General features: G+C 55.2%; 12 protein-coding genes. 6 read left to right on the top strand and 6 right to left on the bottom strand.

The window, feature by feature from the left end:
* Both fumA and ACOTZC_RS14180 read right to left on the bottom strand, forming a co-directional pair.
* Window positions 1–1,650 (bottom strand): class I fumarate hydratase FumA, encoded by a 1,650-nt coding sequence (gene fumA / locus ACOTZC_RS14185; protein ID WP_045356690.1) that lies wholly within the window; start codon window positions 1,648–1,650, stop codon window positions 1–3.
* 53 nt (window positions 1,651–1,703) lie between these two features.
* Entirely contained in the window at window positions 1,704–3,212 is a 1,509-nt protein-coding gene (locus ACOTZC_RS14180; protein WP_072254576.1) for an anion permease, read from the bottom strand.
* Window positions 3,213–3,818: 606 nt separating this feature from the next.
* On the opposite strand from ACOTZC_RS14180, the gene ACOTZC_RS14175 reads away from it, so the two are divergent.
* Window positions 3,819–6,599, top strand: coding sequence for a flavocytochrome c (locus ACOTZC_RS14175; protein ID WP_421635828.1), 2,781 nt, complete (start codon window positions 3,819–3,821; stop codon window positions 6,597–6,599).
* Window positions 6,600–6,693: 94 nt separating this feature from the next.
* Window positions 6,694–7,656, top strand: a complete 963-nt coding sequence (locus ACOTZC_RS14170; protein ID WP_213751453.1) for an FAD:protein FMN transferase — start codon at window positions 6,694–6,696, stop codon at window positions 7,654–7,656.
* On the opposite strand, the gene dcuR is transcribed toward ACOTZC_RS14170, so the two are convergent.
* Entirely contained in the window at window positions 7,637–8,356 is a 720-nt protein-coding gene (dcuR, locus tag ACOTZC_RS14165; RefSeq protein WP_023312324.1) for a two-component system response regulator DcuR, read from the bottom strand. The genes ACOTZC_RS14170 and dcuR overlap by 20 nt on opposite strands.
* Window positions 8,353–9,969: a sensor histidine kinase gene (locus tag ACOTZC_RS14160; RefSeq protein ID WP_045403177.1), complete on the bottom strand. Its 1,617-nt coding sequence runs from the start codon at window positions 9,967–9,969 to the stop codon at window positions 8,353–8,355. Before ACOTZC_RS14160 ends, dcuR begins: the two co-directional genes overlap by 4 nt.
* Window positions 9,970–10,133: 164 nt before the next feature.
* Here ACOTZC_RS14160 and ACOTZC_RS14155 point away from each other — a divergent pair, with 164 nt between their 5' ends.
* Window positions 10,134–10,997: an N-acetylmuramic acid 6-phosphate etherase gene (locus ACOTZC_RS14155; protein ID WP_213751454.1), complete on the top strand. Its 864-nt coding sequence runs from the start codon at window positions 10,134–10,136 to the stop codon at window positions 10,995–10,997.
* A gap of 52 nt (window positions 10,998–11,049) precedes the next feature.
* On the opposite strand, the gene ompC is transcribed toward ACOTZC_RS14155, so the two are convergent.
* Window positions 11,050–12,162: a porin OmpC gene (ompC, locus tag ACOTZC_RS14150; protein ID WP_047173653.1), complete on the bottom strand. Its 1,113-nt coding sequence runs from the start codon at window positions 12,160–12,162 to the stop codon at window positions 11,050–11,052.
* Between the two features lie 284 nt (window positions 12,163–12,446).
* On the opposite strand from ompC, the gene ACOTZC_RS14145 reads away from it, so the two are divergent.
* The 3 genes from ACOTZC_RS14145 to ACOTZC_RS14135 all read left to right on the top strand — a co-directional run bounded on the left by ACOTZC_RS14145 (window position 12,447) and on the right by ACOTZC_RS14135 (window position 15,097).
* The gene (locus tag ACOTZC_RS14145; RefSeq protein WP_421635827.1) at window positions 12,447–13,145 is read left to right on the top strand and encodes a phosphohydrolase; all 699 of its coding nucleotides are present in this window, start codon (window positions 12,447–12,449) and stop codon (window positions 13,143–13,145) included.
* Window positions 13,146–13,209: 64 nt separating this feature from the next.
* Window positions 13,210–14,625: a DNA cytosine methyltransferase gene (locus ACOTZC_RS14140; protein ID WP_045403190.1), complete on the top strand. Its 1,416-nt coding sequence runs from the start codon at window positions 13,210–13,212 to the stop codon at window positions 14,623–14,625.
* Window positions 14,606–15,097: a very short patch repair endonuclease gene (locus ACOTZC_RS14135; RefSeq protein WP_047173118.1), complete on the top strand. Its 492-nt coding sequence runs from the start codon at window positions 14,606–14,608 to the stop codon at window positions 15,095–15,097. The genes ACOTZC_RS14140 and ACOTZC_RS14135 overlap by 20 nt, the downstream gene beginning before the upstream one ends.
* On the opposite strand, the gene yedA is transcribed toward ACOTZC_RS14135, so the two are convergent.
* Window positions 15,069–15,983: a drug/metabolite exporter YedA gene (yedA, locus tag ACOTZC_RS14130; RefSeq protein WP_023312317.1), complete on the bottom strand. Its 915-nt coding sequence runs from the start codon at window positions 15,981–15,983 to the stop codon at window positions 15,069–15,071. The two genes, ACOTZC_RS14135 and yedA, sit on opposite strands and share 29 nt — an antisense overlap.
* Between the last annotated feature and the right edge of the window lie 45 nt (window positions 15,984–16,028).

Below are 16,028 nucleotides of genomic sequence, written 5' to 3'. Positions count from 1 at the left end.
CTAGCGCTGTGAACAACCCGCGCACTGTTTGTTCTGGATCTGCTGGAAGAAATCGTTGCCTTTGTCATCCACCAGGATAAACGCCGGGAAGTTCTCGACTTCAATTTTCCAGATGGCTTCCATTCCCAGCTCCGGATACGCGACGCATTCCAGGCTCTTAATGCTGTTTTGCGCCAGCACCGCCGCCGGGCCGCCAATGCTGCCCAGGTAGAAGCCGCCGTGTTTATGACAGGCGTCGGTTACCTGCTGGCTGCGGTTGCCTTTCGCCAGCATGATCATGCTCGCGCCGTGGGATTGCAGTAAGTCCACATACGAGTCCATACGGCCAGCCGTGGTCGGGCCGAGTGAGCCAGACGCGTAGCCTTCCGGCGTTTTGGCCGGGCCTGCGTAGTAAATCGGATGATCTTTAACGTACTGGGGCAGTTCTTCACCGTTGTCGAGCAGCTCTTTCAGCTTCGCGTGGGCAATATCGCGCGCCACGATGATGGTACCGTTCAGCGACAGGCGGGTAGAAACCGGGTGCGCGGAAAGCTGCGCCAGGATCTCATTCATCGGCTTGTCCAGATTGATGCTCACCACGTCGCCTTCGCCCTGCTGGCGCAGTGATTCAGGAATATACTGGCCCGGGTTGTGTTCCAGCTTCTCAATCCAGATCCCGTCGCGGTTGATCTTCGCTTTGATGTTGCGGTCTGCGGAGCAGGAGACGCCCATGCCGATTGGGCAGGAGGCGCCGTGGCGCGGCAGGCGGATCACGCGGATATCGTGTGCGAAGTATTTACCGCCGAACTGCGCGCCGAGGCCGAGGTTCTGCGCTTCCTGGAGCAGTTCCTGTTCGAGCTGAACATCGCGGAACGCCTGGCCGTGTTCATTACCTTCCGTCGGCAGCGCGTCGTAGTAGCGCGTGGAAGCGAGCTTCACGGTTTTCAGCGTGGCTTCCGCTGACGTACCGCCAATCACAAACGCGATATGGTAAGGCGGGCAGGCCGCAGTGCCCAGGGTGCGCATCTTCTCAACCAGGTAGTTTTTCAGCTTCGCCGGGGTGATCAGCGCTTTGGTTTCCTGATAGAGGTAGGTTTTGTTGGCAGAACCGCCGCCTTTTGCCATGCACAGGAATTTGTATTCGTCCCCGTCCACGCTGTAGAGATCGATCTGCGCGGGCAGGTTGGTGCCGGTATTCACCTCTTTATACATGTCCAGCGCCGCATTCTGCGAGTAGCGCAGGTTATCTTCAATGTAGGTGTTATACACGCCCTGGCTCAGCGCCGCTTCGTCACCGCCGCCGGTCCAGACGCGCTGGCCTTTTTTGCCCATGATGATCGCGGTGCCGGTATCCTGGCAGGTTGGCAGAACGCCTTTTGCGGCAATTTCAGAGTTACGCAGGAACTGCAGGGCAACGTATTTGTCGTTCTGGCTGGCTTCCGGGTCGTTGAGAATGGCGGCAACCTGCTTCTGATGGGAAGGACGCAGCATAAACGCGGCATCGTGGAAGGCCTGCTGCGCCAGCAGGGTCAGGGCTTCCGGCTCCACTTTCAGCACTTCCTGACCGTCGAATTCGGCAACGGAGACGTGCTCTTTGGTCAGCAGGTAGTATTCGGTGTCGTCATGGGAAAGAGGGAAGGGGTTCTGATAAAAAAACGGTTTATTCGACATAGTATTGCTCCACAAAAATAAAACCGCCGGAGGAAACGTCCGGCGGTCAGGAATCAGAACATCATGGACATCCACGGATAACCAATCAGCAGCAGGGCCGCCAGGAAGATGGCACCGAAGATGGTGCCGAGGCGCCAGTAGTCTTTGGTTGGCAGGTAGCCGCTACCGTAGTAAATCGGGCTTGGGCCAGTACCGTATGGGGTGATGATCCCCATCACGCCCAGCGAAGTCACCATCAGCAGAACGAACACTTCCATATTCATGCCAGGGATGGTGGAGGCGATGGTCAGCATCGCTGGCAGCAGCGCCGTAGTGTGCGCTGTGGTGCTGGCAAACAGGTAGTGCAGCAGGTAGAACGCCAGCAGCAGAACGATGGTCGCCACGCCCGGAGAGATACCGCTCATCAGCAGACCGCCTTCTTTACCTAACCAACTGATAAAGCCGGTAGAGGAGAGGCCATCCGCCAGTGCCACCAGGGTAGCGAACCAGACGAAGGTGTTCCATGCGGCCTTGTTACCGGTGATATCGTTCCACTCCAGCACGCCGGTCCACAGCATCAGACCGACGATGAGCAGGGCCGCCATGGCAGGCTCAATCCACGCGGCGGCGAAGATCCACATCAGCAGAGCACAGCACACGAACACCAGCAGCAGAATTTCGTTGCGGGACAGTTTGCCCAGTTTTTCCAGCTCGCGGGTCGCCCACAGCGGCACTTCGTTATTCACTTTGACTTCTGGCGGGTAGAACCAGTAGGCCAGCAGCGGCATGGTCAGAATCAGCAGGATACCCAGCGGCAGGAAGGCGAGGAACCAGGTGCCCCAGGAGATATCAATCCCAACCGTACTTTTCACCAGCGCCAGGGCCAGCAGGTTTGGCGCGAGGGCGGAGAGGAACATTGAGCTGGTGATACAGGCGGCGGTGATCGCCACCCACATCAGGTATGAACCAATCTTACGCGCGCTTGGGTCATTAGGTTTTGAACCGTACAGCGGCGGCAGGTTAGCGATAATCGGGTAGATGGTCCCGCCGCTGCGCGCGGTGTTGGACGGGGTGAACGGTGCCAGCAGCAGGTCCGCAAACGTAATGGCGTAACCGAGCGTCAGGCTGCGACGGCCGAGGTACTTCACCAGAATCAGCGCCAGACGGCGGCCGAAGCGGGTTTTGTCATAGCCTGCGGCGAACATAAAGGCACCGAAAATCAGCCATACGGTAGAGTTACCAAACCCGCTCACCGCCCATTTAAAGGAGGCGCCCGCCAGTTTGAATTTCGGGTCAGCCAGCTGATCGGGGCTGAACAGCACCCACTGGCTGCACAGGGCGATGGCGACCACGCCGGTCAGGCCGATCACCGCACCCGGCAGCGGTTCGAAGATCAGACCGACGATCACGCCGACAAAGATGGCGAAGTAGTGCCATGCGTAAGGCGGCAAGCCGTCAGGAACGGGAACAAACAGCAGCAGTACGGCGACGATGACGGGTAGCGCCATCATCAGCAATCGTTTTGCGTTTCCATTTGATGCCTGGTTCGCCACAGGGGGCGTTACAGCAGTTTTTGTATTCATAGTTTCACGTCTTAAGTTGTCAAAAATTCGGTCACAATGAAAAAGCACTTTATTTAGTTTCTTTGCTTTTTTTAGTTATTAAAGGTGCTTTCTTGTATTTTCAGTAATAGCGATTTAACGCGTTTTCGTGTGCGCTAAATTAAAAAATGATGATGTTTTTATATTGCGCTTTTGAATGTCATAACTATTGATCGCGATCAAAAAAATAGAATTGCAGCGTTATTTTTATGCTTTTATTAATAACCACTCTGGCGTATGTGGTTATTGCCTGTTTTTGGCATATTTTTTTTATCATTTTTTTAACAGGTAAGATTGTGGTGTGTTTTTATCACATTGTTTTTATTAATCTTAAGTTTGTTTTGGTGAATTGGTTTTACCATTAATCATTTAACGAATTTTAAATTATTGTGAATGGCTGAATTACAATCTCTAACACCAATGTGTTATTTGTGTTATCGAAGGGATTAAATAGTTTTTTAACTAACGTAATAACTTTAGAAACTAAAAAAATCATTATATTAATATCATGACATCGGCAAATAACGACGAAATAAAAAATCAATCCGATAACGAATTCTTAATTTTTAAAAGTTTGGAGTTTCTATTATGAGCACTAACGAACGCATTCTTAGCCCTTTCACATTACCAAATGGTACTGAACTGAAAAACCGTTTGTTAATGGCCCCTATGACAACCTGTACCGGCTATTTTGACGGCACCGTCACCAGCGAGCTGGTGGAGTACTATCGTGCCCGTTCCGGCAGCATTGGCACCATCATTGTGGAATGCTGCTTCGTCGACGATCTCGGTCTCGCCTTCCCGGGGGCCATCGGTATTGATAATGACGAGAAAATCGCCGGGCTGGCGAAAATCGCAGAAGCCATTAAATCCAAAGGATCTAAGGCGCTACTGCAGATCTACCACGGCGGCCGCATGGTTGACCCGAAACTGATCGGTGGCCGCACCCCGGTTGGCCCGAGCGCCGTAGCCGCGCCGCGTGAAGGTGCCGCAACGCCGGTTGCTCTGACCGCAGAAGAAGTGGAAGGCATGATCGGCAAGTTTGGTGAGGCGGTGCGTCGCGCCATCCAGGCCGGTTTCGACGGCGTGGAAATCCACGGGGCAAACACCTATCTGATTCAGCAGTTCTACTCACCGAATTCAAACCAGCGCGATGACGAGTGGGGCGGCAGCCGCAATAACCGCGCGAAGTTCCCGTTGGCCGTGCTGGACATTACCCACAAAATGGTGCGCCAGTACGCGGACGACGCGTTTATTATTGGCTACCGCTTCTCCCCTGAAGAGATGGAAGTCCCGGGCATCCGCTTTGACGACACCATGTACCTGCTGGAAAAACTGGCGGCGCGCGGCGTGGACTATCTGCACTTCTCCGTCGGCGCGACCCTGCGTCCTTCCATTGTCGACACTCAGGATCCAACTCCGCTTATCGAAAAATACTGCGCGATGCGTTCTGAAACGCTGGCGCAGGTTCCGGTCATGGGCGTGGGCGGCGTGGTGAATGCTTCCGATGTGAATGAAGCGCTGGATCACGGTTACGACCTGATTGCCGTTGGCCGCGCCACCATCGCTTATCCGGACTGGACAGACCGCATTGCGGCCGGGGAAAGCCTGGAGCTGTTTATGGACAGCAGCAAACGCGAAGAGCTCAGCATTCCTGAACCGCTGTGGCGCTTCTCGCTGGTAGAAGCGATGATCCGCGACATGAGCATGGGCGAATCCAAATTCAAACCGGGTACCTTTGCTGAGAAAGTGCAGGATGACGCTAACGAACTGGTGATTAACGTCAGTCTGGAAACCGACCGCATTGCGGACATTGAGCTGGCCTCCGGCCCGAGCGAAGACGTTGAGTTTGTGACCAGCTTTGAAGAGATCCGTACCCGCATTCTGGATGCCAACACCCCGCACGTGGATGCCATCACCGGCGCAACCAGCCAGAGTGAAGCGGTGAAGAAAGCGGTCTCTAAAGCGATGCTGAAATCCAGCAAAGCGCTGGCCGCGGAAGAGGGCGTCGACCCGAACGAAACCCGCAGCGTGGACGTGGTCGTTGTCGGCAGCGGCGGCGCCGGTCTGGCGGCAGCGATCCAGGCTCACGACGAAGGCGCGAGCGTGCTGATTGTCGAGAAAATGCCGACCATCGGCGGGAACACCATTAAAGCCTCTGCCGGTATGAACGCCGCCGAAACCCGCTTCCAGCGCGTGAAGGGCATTCAGGACAGCAAAGAGCTGTTCTATCAGGAAAGCCTGAAAGGCGGCGGCAACAAGAACAACCCGGAACTGCTGCGTCGCTTCGTCGAAAACGCGCCGCAGGCAATTGAGTGGCTGGCAACGCGCGGCATCATGCTGAACGACATCACCACCACCGGCGGGATGAGCATCGACCGTACTCACCGTCCAAAAGACGGTTCAGCGGTGGGCGGCTACCTGATCAGCGGCCTGGTGCGTAACGTCAACAAACGCAACATCGAGGTGATGCTGGATACCTCCGTCAGCGACATCATCTTCGAGAACGGCGAAGTGACCGGCGTACGTCTGACCACCGAAGAGAACGAAACCGTCACCGTTGCAACCAAAAGCGTGATTGTCGCTACCGGCGGCTTCAGCGCCAACAGCCAGATGGTGGTGAAATATCGTCCGGATCTGGAAGGGTTCGTCACCACCAACCACAAAGGGGCAACCGGCGGCGGCATCGCGCTGCTGGAGCGCATCGGGGCGGGTACCGTGGATATGGGCGAAATTCAGATTCACCCAACCGTTGAGCAAAACACCTCGTACCTGATTTCCGAATCCATTCGCGGCGGCGGGGCGATTCTGGTCAATCAGAAAGGGGAACGCTTCTACAACGAAATGTCGACCCGCGATAAGGTTTCGGCGTCAATCATCGCGCTGCCGGAGAAATACGCATACATCGTCTTTGACGAGCACGTACGTGCCAAAAACAAAGCCGCGGATGAGTACATCGCGAAAGGTTTCGTAACCAGCGCCAGCTCGCCAAAAGCCCTGGCTGAAGCGCTGGGGATGGATCACCATGCTTTCCTTGCGACGCTGGAACGTTACAACGGCTTCGTTGAGAAACAGCACGATGACGATTTTGGTCGTACCACCGCGCTGCGCGCGCCTATCAACGAAGGGCCGTTCTACGCCATTCAGATTGCACCGGGCGTGCACCACACCATGGGCGGCGTGACCATCAACACCGAAACCTGCGTGCTGGACAGCAACCACAACGTGCTGCCAGGCGCGTTTGCGGCCGGTGAAGTGGTCGGCGGGATCCACGGCGGTAACCGTATCGGCGGTAACGCAGTGGCAGATATCATTATTTTTGGTACGCTTGCAGGACATCAGGCGGCTATGCGTTCGAAAAAGCAGTAAGACCCCTGTGTTGTAGGCCGGATACGCCCAGCGCTATCCGGCATTTTCCCCGGCGGCGCGGTGCCTGCCGGGGCTACATCTGAGGACTCCAGTCATGCCTGATGACCATCGCGTTTACAGTTATTCCGCCGTCCTGATGGGCTCACCCATTCTCCTGAAACTCTTCTCCCACGACGAAGCCCTCGCGTCCCGCGTGTTTCGCCTGATCAAACAGTACGAAGATCTGCTCACCGTCAACCGCGCGCACTCGCAGGTGATGGACATTAACCATGCGGCTGGCCAGCATCCGGTTACCGTCAGCCGGCCGGTGTTTGAGCTGATCCGCTGTGCAAAAGCGGCAAGCCTGTTCAGGGACAGCGCCTTTAACCTGGCGATAGGTCCGCTGGTGAAGCGCTGGAAAATTGGCTTTCAGGGGGACAGCGTTCCGCCTGCGGAGGACATTGCGTCGCTGCTGGCGATAACCCGTCCTGAAGATGTCCTTCTTGATGAGGCCAGCAGCAGCGTGTTTCTGACCAGAGCGGGGATGGAGATCGATCTGGGGGCCATTGCCAAAGGCTATATCGCCGACAGGGTGCGTGATTACCTGCATAAAGAGGGCGCTGAGCTGGGGCTGATCAACCTCGGTGGAAACATTCAGACGTTAGGCTCGCCGGAAGGGGGCTGGAGCGTGGGGCTGAAAAAACCGTTCGCGGGGGATGCGCTGATCGGCACGATGACCGTAGAGAACCTGTCCGTCGTGACGTCTGGAACCTACGAGCGCTACTTTGAGCAAAACGGCAGGCGCTATCACCATATTCTCGATCCGCGCACCGGGTATCCGCTGGACAACGAGCTGGACAGCGTGACGATTGTTTCGAAAGACTCTATCGACGGCGATATCTGGACCACGCTGATGTACGGCATGGGGGTAGAGAAGGGCTGCGCTGTGCTGCGCTCTCGTCCTGATATCGAAGCGATTTTTGTGACCAAAACAAAAGAAGTGGTGATCTCATCGATGCACCACTTCCGTTTTACCTTGCTGGATAACGACTACCGCGTTACTGACAGTATTGCTTGAGCAGGCCGGTCTGCTCCGGCTGGAGACGATAGCGATACACCGGACGCCCGGTGGCACCGTAGTGAATGCTGGTGAACAGAATGTTGATTTGCGCGAGCCAAATCAGGTATTTACGGCAGGATACGCGGGAGATATTGACGGCGTTAGCCAGGTCATCGGTAGAAAATTCCGTCTCCGGGTGAGCGTCAATCCACTGGCAAATCGTGCGCAGCGTTTGCGGCGTTAACCCCTTCGGCAGCTTTTTACTGTCCGCCAGCTCCGGCGCCCCGCCGTGGATCAGCCGGTCGACGTCGGCCTGCTCATAATACTGGTGCGAACCCATCAGGCTGTGCTTTGCCTTCCAGCCGTTCAGCGCCTCTTCAAAGCGCGGGAACTGGAACGGCTTAATCAGATAATCCACCACGCCGTAATGGATAGAGGTCTGGATCGTGGCGGCGTCAGCAGCCGACGAGATCATAATCACATCGATTGGGCGCCCGGATGCGCGAATAACGGGCAGCAGATCCAGCCCGTTATCCTGCTGCATATAGACATCCAGCAGCACCAGATCGACAGGGTGCCCGGGGTTATTAATTATGGCCTCGGCCTGGTTTAGCGTGGAGGCGACGCCGCAGCAGCTAAAACCTTCAACACGGTTGACATACAGACGGTTGAGGTCGGCTACCATGGCGTCATCATCGACAATTAATACATTTATCACGCGATATTCCTCTCGCTATCCCAGGGGATGTGAACAAAAAATTGGGTAAAAACGCCGGGCTCAGACTCGACGGTGATATCGCCGCCGAGGTTCTGGATTTGCTGGCGCGCAAGGAACAGCCCAACGCCGCGGTTTTCACCTTTTGTTGAGAAGCCCTTAGTAAAAATAGCCTCCAGCTGAGCGGGATCAATGCCGGGGCCATCGTCGCTCACTTCGCAGCTGAGCCAGCCGTTCTGATAATGCAGCAGCAGGCCGATCTCACCTTCCTGCTGTCCTTCCATCGCGTCGAGCGCGTTTTCAATGAGGTTACCCAGCACGGTGATCAGCACCGCAACCTGCTCTTCGCTCGCGGTATCCGGTATCTGGCATTCATCCGCCAGCGTCAGGGTGACGCCCGCTTCTTTCGCCCGATTGATTTTACCCAGCAGGAACCCGGCAATAACCGGGGATTTTACCTTGCTCTGTATCGTACCGATATCCGTCTGGTAATTATGTGCCGTCTGGATGATGTACTCTTCCAGCTTGTCGTAGCGCTTCATGTGCAGCAGGCCCAGGATCACATGCAGTTTATTCATAAACTCGTGCGTATGGCTGCGCAGGGCATCGACGTAGTTAACCATGCCATCAATACGCTGCATCAGCTGGCTGATTTCCGTTTTATCACGGAAGGTGGTGATGGCGCCGATCACCCGATCCTGGCTTTTAACGGGCACCATATTGCACAGCAATAGACGCCCGTTACAGCTGATCTCCTGATCCTGGCGCGCGGCGCCCGTCTTTGAGACTTCGCGCAGGCTGGCCAGCAGGGGGGCGCTGGCGTTTTCGGTCTGCTTGCCGGAAGGGAGAAGCAATATTTCTCTGGCGGTCTGGTTGATCATCGTCACGCGCCCGTGAATATCGACGGCCAGCACCCCCTCGCGAAGCGACTGCAGCATCGCCTGACGCTGTTCGAACAAGGCGGAAATTTCGTAAGGTTCGAGCCCGAACAGGATGCGTTTCAGTACCCGCACCAGACCCCAAATCGCCATGGAGCTCATAAATATACTGAACAAAATGGTCCAGACAGCGTTTAGACGCCCGCGGGCAATCTGATCTTCCACTTTTTTGAGGGATATACCGACTACCACCACGCCGATCTGGTCGTGCTGGCTGTCGTAAACGGGGGTGAAGACGCGAAGCGCTTCGGCGAGGGCGCCACGGTTTACGGAGACATTCTCTTTACCTTCCAGCGCAGGTTCCAGGTCGTTGCCAATAAAGTGCAGGCCGATGAGGGCTTCGTTCGGGTGCGAGTAGCGAATTCCCCGCATGTCGGTCACCACGGTGAGCAGCAGATCGTTGCGTTGGGTGACGGCTTTGGCGATGGGCTGAATGATGTCCGCCTGGGGTGGCTGCATCAGGCCGCGCTGGATCTCCGGGCTGTTGGCCAGCGTTCTGGCGATACCCAGAGCCGTATCTTTAACATCATCGCGGGTCGCCCGGGTGATTTGCACGGAGTAGAGCGCAAAAACCACCAGCAGCACAGAGGCAATAATCGCGCACACCATCAGCGTGACCAGGGTGTTCAGCTTCATGGGGCGCTTACGCGTCGTAAGGAAAGGCTGCAAATCGCTCATCAACACTCCGCGATAATTAAGAAAGGGGTAATTATCGCCGATGACGCGCTTTTCTTAAAGCCATGTAAAGGCGTGGATTTGGTCCCCTTTTCGTGACCCTCCTCGCAGGTCGTCTATATAAAACACTTTATAGTGTGTGGGTACTCATAATAAGGAGGCTGTTTATGAGCGTTATGCTTACCGGTTCGGTCAAGGAAAGACGGCACGCCAGCACGATGAATATTGATAGATTGTCCACGCTGGACATGCTGAAAGTCATTCACCAGGATGATGCACTCATTTCTGCTGCTATTACCCCCTGTCTAGATGCTATTGCCCGCGTGGTGGACAACGCCGCCGCGACGCTCAGCCACGGCGGTCGCCTGATTGTTGCTGGCGCGGGGCCGTCAGGGCGCGTAGCGCAACAGGTTGCCGATGAATATGCGCCGGGCAAAACTCCTGTTATGGCCGTTACGGCACAAGAAGGGGAAGGGAGCTACGAGCGCGGCGTTGCCGATCTGCAGGCCATCAAGTTTGGTGAACACGATATGATGCTGGCCGTGACCGTCAGCGGAAAAACGCCGTGGGTCTGGGGGGCAATGCGCCATGCGTGGTCGCTGGGTTCACCGGTCGCCATTGTTACAGGTGATGCGCAAAGCGAAGCCGCGCAGCTGGCAAGCATGGTTATCGCTCCGGAGCTGGGGGCCGATGTCGTCGCAGGCTATATCAACACTAAAGCGGGGATCGCGCAAAAAATGATCCTCTCGATGATCGCCACCGGGCTGGCCGTCCGCACCGGACGGGTTTACAGCAACCTGCGCGTGGATCTTGAGGCAAGCGCGACCAAATGGGCTGAACGGCAAATTGCGATTGTAATGGAAGCGGGGGGATGCACTCGGGCCGAGGCAAAAGCCGCGCTGGCGAGCTGTAACCATAACTGTAAAACGGCGGTATTGATGGTGCTAACAGGGCTGGATGCATGGAAAGCCCATGAGCTGCTGGCGCAGAATAACGGGTTTATTCGCGTGGCGCTGCAGGAAGCGCCGTAATGACAGCGAAGAAATAAAAAGGCCGCTATTGCGGCCTTTAGTATTTTGGGGATTAGAACTGGTAAACAAGACCTGCTGCTATGATGTCATCGGTGCTGATGCCATTCGCCTTGTAGAAATCGTCACCTTCATCCAGCAGGTTGATTTTGTAGTCAACATAGGTGGACATATTTTTGTTGAAATAATAGGTCGCACCCACGTCCGCATATTTCACCAGATCTTTATCACTTCCGTAGTAGGAATTCAGATCCTTACCTTTAGACATCAGGAAAGAGACCGCAGGACGCAGGCCAAACTCAAACTGATACTGCGCGGTGGCTTCGACGTTCTGTGTTTTATTAGCGACAGCATATTCCTTATTGCCGTAAGGCGTCATATTGCGGGTTTCCGCATACATGGTTGCGAGATAGATATTGTTGGCGTCGTATTTCAGGCCAACGGTCCAGACGTCAGCCTTGTCACCACCAGCCGTTGTTTTGGTAACCTGATCGTTGGTACGGTCAGATGAGGCATATGCCGCAGCGGCGTTGAATCCCATACCGAAATCGTAGGAGGTTGAAATACCCCAACCATCACCGTTTTCTTTGCGGATATTACGGCTATTGTTGGTCCCTTCCTGATCGTTAGAGGCACTTTCATTATTGCCCTGATACTGAACCGCGAAATTCAGGCCCTGAGCCAGACCAAAGAAATCATTATTACGGTAGGTTGCAACACCGTTTGTACGGCCGGTCATAAAGTTATCGGTATAGGTATAGGAATCTCCGCCGAACTCAGGCAGCATATCGGTCCAGCCTTCAACATCGTAAACCACGCCGTAGTTACGACCGTAGTCGAATGAACCGTATTCACCAAATTTCAGACCAGCGAAGCCAAGGCGTGTCCATGACTGATTGCCTGAGTTCTCTGTTTTGTTAGCCTGAATATTATATTCCCACTGGCCATAGCCGCTCAGCAGGTCGTTGATCTGCGTTTCGCCTTTGAAGCCCAGACGAACGTAGCTTACGTCGCCATCTGAACCCGTGTCGTCAGAGAAATAATGCAGACCATCTACTTTACCGTACAGGTCGAGTTTATTGCCATTGCTGTTGTAAACTTCAGCCGCATTTGCTATGCCTGCAATTAATAATGCAGGTGCAATAATTGCCAAAACTTTTCTTTTCATTATATATTCCCTTGAAAGATAATTTATATGAATATATGTAATCACTCTCCGAAATTACAGGATGGATACTATTCCAGGATGTGTTATTTAGTTCTAAAAACAAATGTAATTAAAACCTTTTAAATATTACTAAATATTTCAATTGATCTCTTTATTTTTCTTGTGAATTAGTTGCTTGAATTTATATGGTGTAATTATTATTAAGTATTTCAAATTTCTATTTTTTAATTGGTTTAATTTGCCTGTGTTATAATTCTTTCTCTTTTAGACGACAGGACATGACGATGGAACTTGCCCGGTGGCAGCAACGATTTGAGCGCTGGCTCGAGGAAAACCACAGCACCGACGATACCGCACATGATATTTCGCATTTTCGTCGGGTCTGGATGACGGCGCAAAAAATCATGGCTGACCAGGCGGTGGAGCCGCTGGTGATCCTGACCGCATGCTATTTCCACGATATTGTCAGCCTGCCGAAAAACCATCCCGAACGCGGCCGGTCATCCCAGATGGCAGCGCGCAGGACGTGTGACATTCTGCGCCGCGACTTCCCTGATTTTCCGCCAGAGCACGCAGCCAGCGTCGCGCACGCGATTGAGGCGCACAGCTTCAGCGCCGGGATTGCGCCGCAGAGCATGGAAGCCAAAATTGTGCAGGACGCAGACCGACTGGAAGCGTTAGGCGCTATCGGTCTGGCGCGCGTCTTTGCCGTCTCGGGCGCGCTGGGCGTGCCGCTTTTTGATGCTGACGATCCCTTTGCCGATGCGCGTATCCTTGACGATCGTGCGTTTGCCCTGGACCATTTTCAGACCAAGCTGCTGCGATTGCCTGATACAATGCAAACGGAAATGGGCCGCGAGCTGGCACGTCACAATGCCGATTTCCTGATCCAGTTTATGGCGAAACTCAGTGCCGAATTACACGGCGACTGCATCGGGCTGGATAGCCAGGTGTTGAGCCGCTTCCGTCGCAGTTTGCGCTAATGAACTGTGGTAATCTGTTCCCAGTCTTTACTCTCCGGTTAAAAGAATGCAGGAAAATCTATCAGTGACAGAGCCCGCGCCCGAGCAGGCTGAGAAATCAACGGCAACGGTGCAGGCGTTGCTGCACCAGCTGTTGGATATCTATGATGCTAAAACGCTGGCCAATATGCTGGTGGCGCACGGCGAGAGCCACTGGAGCCCGGCGATCCTTAAGCGTCTGCTGACCAGCGAACGCGCAGGGCGTCGCCTGAGTGAAGGCGAGTTTCGTTATCTGCAAAACCTGCTTCCGCGTCCTCCTGCCGCGCATCCGAACTATGCCTTCCGCTTTATCGATCTGTTTGCCGGTATCGGCGGTATCCGACACGGTTTTGAAGCTATCGGCGGACAGTGCGTGTTTACCAGCGAGTGGAACAAGCATGCCGTCCGGACCTACAAGGCCAACTGGTACTGCGATCCGCACGAGCATCATTTCAACGCGGATATCCGCGATGTGACCCTGAGCCATAAAAGCGGCGTGAGCGATGAACAGGCCGCCGAGCATATTCGCCAGACGATCCCGGCGCATGACGTGCTGCTGGCCGGCTTCCCTTGTCAGCCCTTCTCGCTGGCCGGTGTTTCCAAAAAGAATGCACTCGGACGCGCCCACGGTTTTGCCTGCGATACCCAGGGAACGCTGTTTTTTGATGTGGCGCGCATCATCGATGCCTGCCGCCCGGCCATCTTTGTGCTGGAAAACGTCAAAAATCTAAAGAGCCACGACGGCGGAAAAACCTTCCGCATTATCATGCAGACCCTGGATGAGCTGGGTTATGACGTTGCCGACTCGCAGGACATGGGCGCGGACGATCCCAAAATCATTGATGGGAAACATTTTCTGCCCCAGCATCGCGAACGTATCGTGCTGGTGGGGTTCCGCCGCGACCTCAATCTCAAGGGTGATTTCACCCTGCGGGATATCCCGTCTCTGTATCCAGAGCGTCGTCCTACCGTGGCCGATCTGCTGGAACCTGTCGTTGACGCGAAATTTATTCTTACCCCGGTGCTGTGGAAATACCTCTACCGCTATGCCAAGAAACATCAGGCGAAGGGCAACGGCTTCGGTTTTGGAATGGTAAACCCCAACGATCCGCACAGCGTGACCCGCACGTTGTCCGCTCGATACTATAAGGACGGGGCAGAGATCCTGATCGACCGAGGCTGGGACAAGGCGCTGGGTGAAAAAGATTTCGACGATCCGCACAACCAGCGTCACCGTCCGCGACGCTTAACGCCGCGGGAATGCGCCCGGTTAATGGGATTTGAGACCCCGCAGGGCTACCGCTTCCGCATTCCGGTTTCGGATACTCAGGCGTACCGCCAGTTTGGTAATTCGGTGGTGGTTCCCGCGTTCGCGGCCGTGGCAAAACTGCTGGCCTCGCGCATCAGACAGGCGGTGGCACTCCGTCAGGGTGAGGCCGTCAATGACGGATGTTCACGATAAGGCCACGCGCAGCAAAAATATGCGTGCCATCGGCACGCGTGACACCGCCATCGAAAAGCGCCTGGCCGGGCTGCTGACGCAGGCGGGGTTTGATTTCCGCGTGCAGGATCCCGCGCTTGCGGGTCGCCCGGATTTCGTCATCGACGCCTGGCAGTGCATCATCTTTACCCACGGCTGTTTCTGGCATCACCACGACTGCTACCTGTTTAAAGTCCCCGCGACGCGCACCGATTTCTGGCTGGATAAAATTGGCAAGAACGTCGAGCGCGACCGCCGGGATCTCAGCGCGCTGATTGCGCAGGGCTGGCGGGTGCTGATCGTCTGGGAGTGCGCGCTGAGAGGCAGATTAAAACTGAACGATACCGATCTGACCGAACGGCTGGAAGAGTGGATCTGCGGCGGCGGCCAGACCGCGCAGATCGACACGCAGGGTATTCACCTGCTTAAGGTTTCTCCACCTCGCAAGGCGTGACCACAGGTTTTGCGGGCAGTAAATATTTGCCCAGGGTGACCAGCACGACGGCAAACACGATGATCCCTAAAGCAATCCATTCCACAGGTGAGAGCGTTTCTCCCCCCAATCCCGTTCCGAGCAGCACGGCCACGACCGGGTTGACGTAGGCATAGCTGGTCGCGACAGCCGGGGAGACGTTGCGGATCAGGAACATATAGGCGTTAATGGCGATGATGGAACCAAACAGCGCCAGGTAGCCTACCGCCAGAAAGCCCGACAGAGGCGGCAGGGTCGTCAGCTTTTCTCCCGTCAGCGTGGAGGCGAGTAGCAGCACAATTCCGGCGGCAAGCATTTCAATCGCCCCCGCCATCATGCCGGTCGGCAGTTCGATACGCGAACCGTAGACGGAACCAAACGCCCAGCTCATCGAGCCAATCAGGATGATGATTGCGCCCCACGGATTCCCGCTCAGGTTACCGCCGCTGTTCAGCAGAATGATACCGGCAAGGCCAATACCAATCCCCAGCCATTCCAGCTTGCGGGTGCGGATACCAAAAAGGCGGCTAAAGCAGAGGGTAAATAGCGGTACGGTGGCAACGACCACGGCGGCGATCCCGGACGGTACGTTCTGGTGCTCGGCAATCGTTACAAACCCATTTCCCACCGCCAGCAGCAGCAGGCCGATCAGGGCGGCATTCATCATCGGGCGCAGCGGGGGAAGCTTATGCCCGCGCAGCAGCAGGAAGGCCAGCAGCAGCACGCCAGCCGAGAGAAAGCGGATGCCAGCCATCATCAGTGGCGGCCAGCTTTCCACGCCGATGCGAATGACAAAGTAGGTTGAGCCCCAGATGATGTACAGCGAAAAGAGTGCCCCAATGAGCGGTAGCAATTGCCGGAAACGCATAATCCCTCACGACGAAATAAAAAGGTCGCTGATAGTAAACGCGAA

This window comes from Enterobacter cloacae complex sp. SHL009 (genome assembly GCF_049237205.1).
Classification (GTDB): Bacteria; Pseudomonadota; Gammaproteobacteria; order Enterobacterales; family Enterobacteriaceae; genus Enterobacter; species Enterobacter cloacae_M.
Note: the sequence above shows the minus strand (reverse complement) of the source record. Positions and strands in the feature narration are given on the sequence as shown.

Excerpts from the sequence above, each read along its gene's own strand:
- fumA (WP_045356690.1), bottom strand. The coding sequence starts at position 1,650 with ATGTCGAATAAACCGTTTTTTTATCAGAACCCCTTCCCTCTTTCCCAT.
- ACOTZC_RS14180 (WP_072254576.1), bottom strand. The coding sequence starts at position 3,212 with ATGAATACAAAAACTGCTGTAACGCCCCCTGTGGCGAACCAGGCATCA.
- ACOTZC_RS14175 (WP_421635828.1), top strand. The coding sequence starts at position 3,819 with ATGAGCACTAACGAACGCATTCTTAGCCCTTTCACATTACCAAATGGT.
- ACOTZC_RS14170 (WP_213751453.1), top strand. The coding sequence starts at position 6,694 with ATGCCTGATGACCATCGCGTTTACAGTTATTCCGCCGTCCTGATGGGC.
- ACOTZC_RS14160 (WP_045403177.1), bottom strand. The coding sequence starts at position 9,969 with ATGAGCGATTTGCAGCCTTTCCTTACGACGCGTAAGCGCCCCATGAAG.
- ACOTZC_RS14155 (WP_213751454.1), top strand. The coding sequence starts at position 10,134 with ATGAGCGTTATGCTTACCGGTTCGGTCAAGGAAAGACGGCACGCCAGC.
- ompC (WP_047173653.1), bottom strand. The coding sequence starts at position 12,162 with ATGAAAAGAAAAGTTTTGGCAATTATTGCACCTGCATTATTAATTGCA.
- ACOTZC_RS14145 (WP_421635827.1), top strand. The coding sequence starts at position 12,447 with ATGGAACTTGCCCGGTGGCAGCAACGATTTGAGCGCTGGCTCGAGGAA.
- ACOTZC_RS14135 (WP_047173118.1), top strand. The coding sequence starts at position 14,606 with ATGACGGATGTTCACGATAAGGCCACGCGCAGCAAAAATATGCGTGCC.
- yedA (WP_023312317.1), bottom strand. The coding sequence starts at position 15,983 with ATGCGTTTCCGGCAATTGCTACCGCTCATTGGGGCACTCTTTTCGCTG.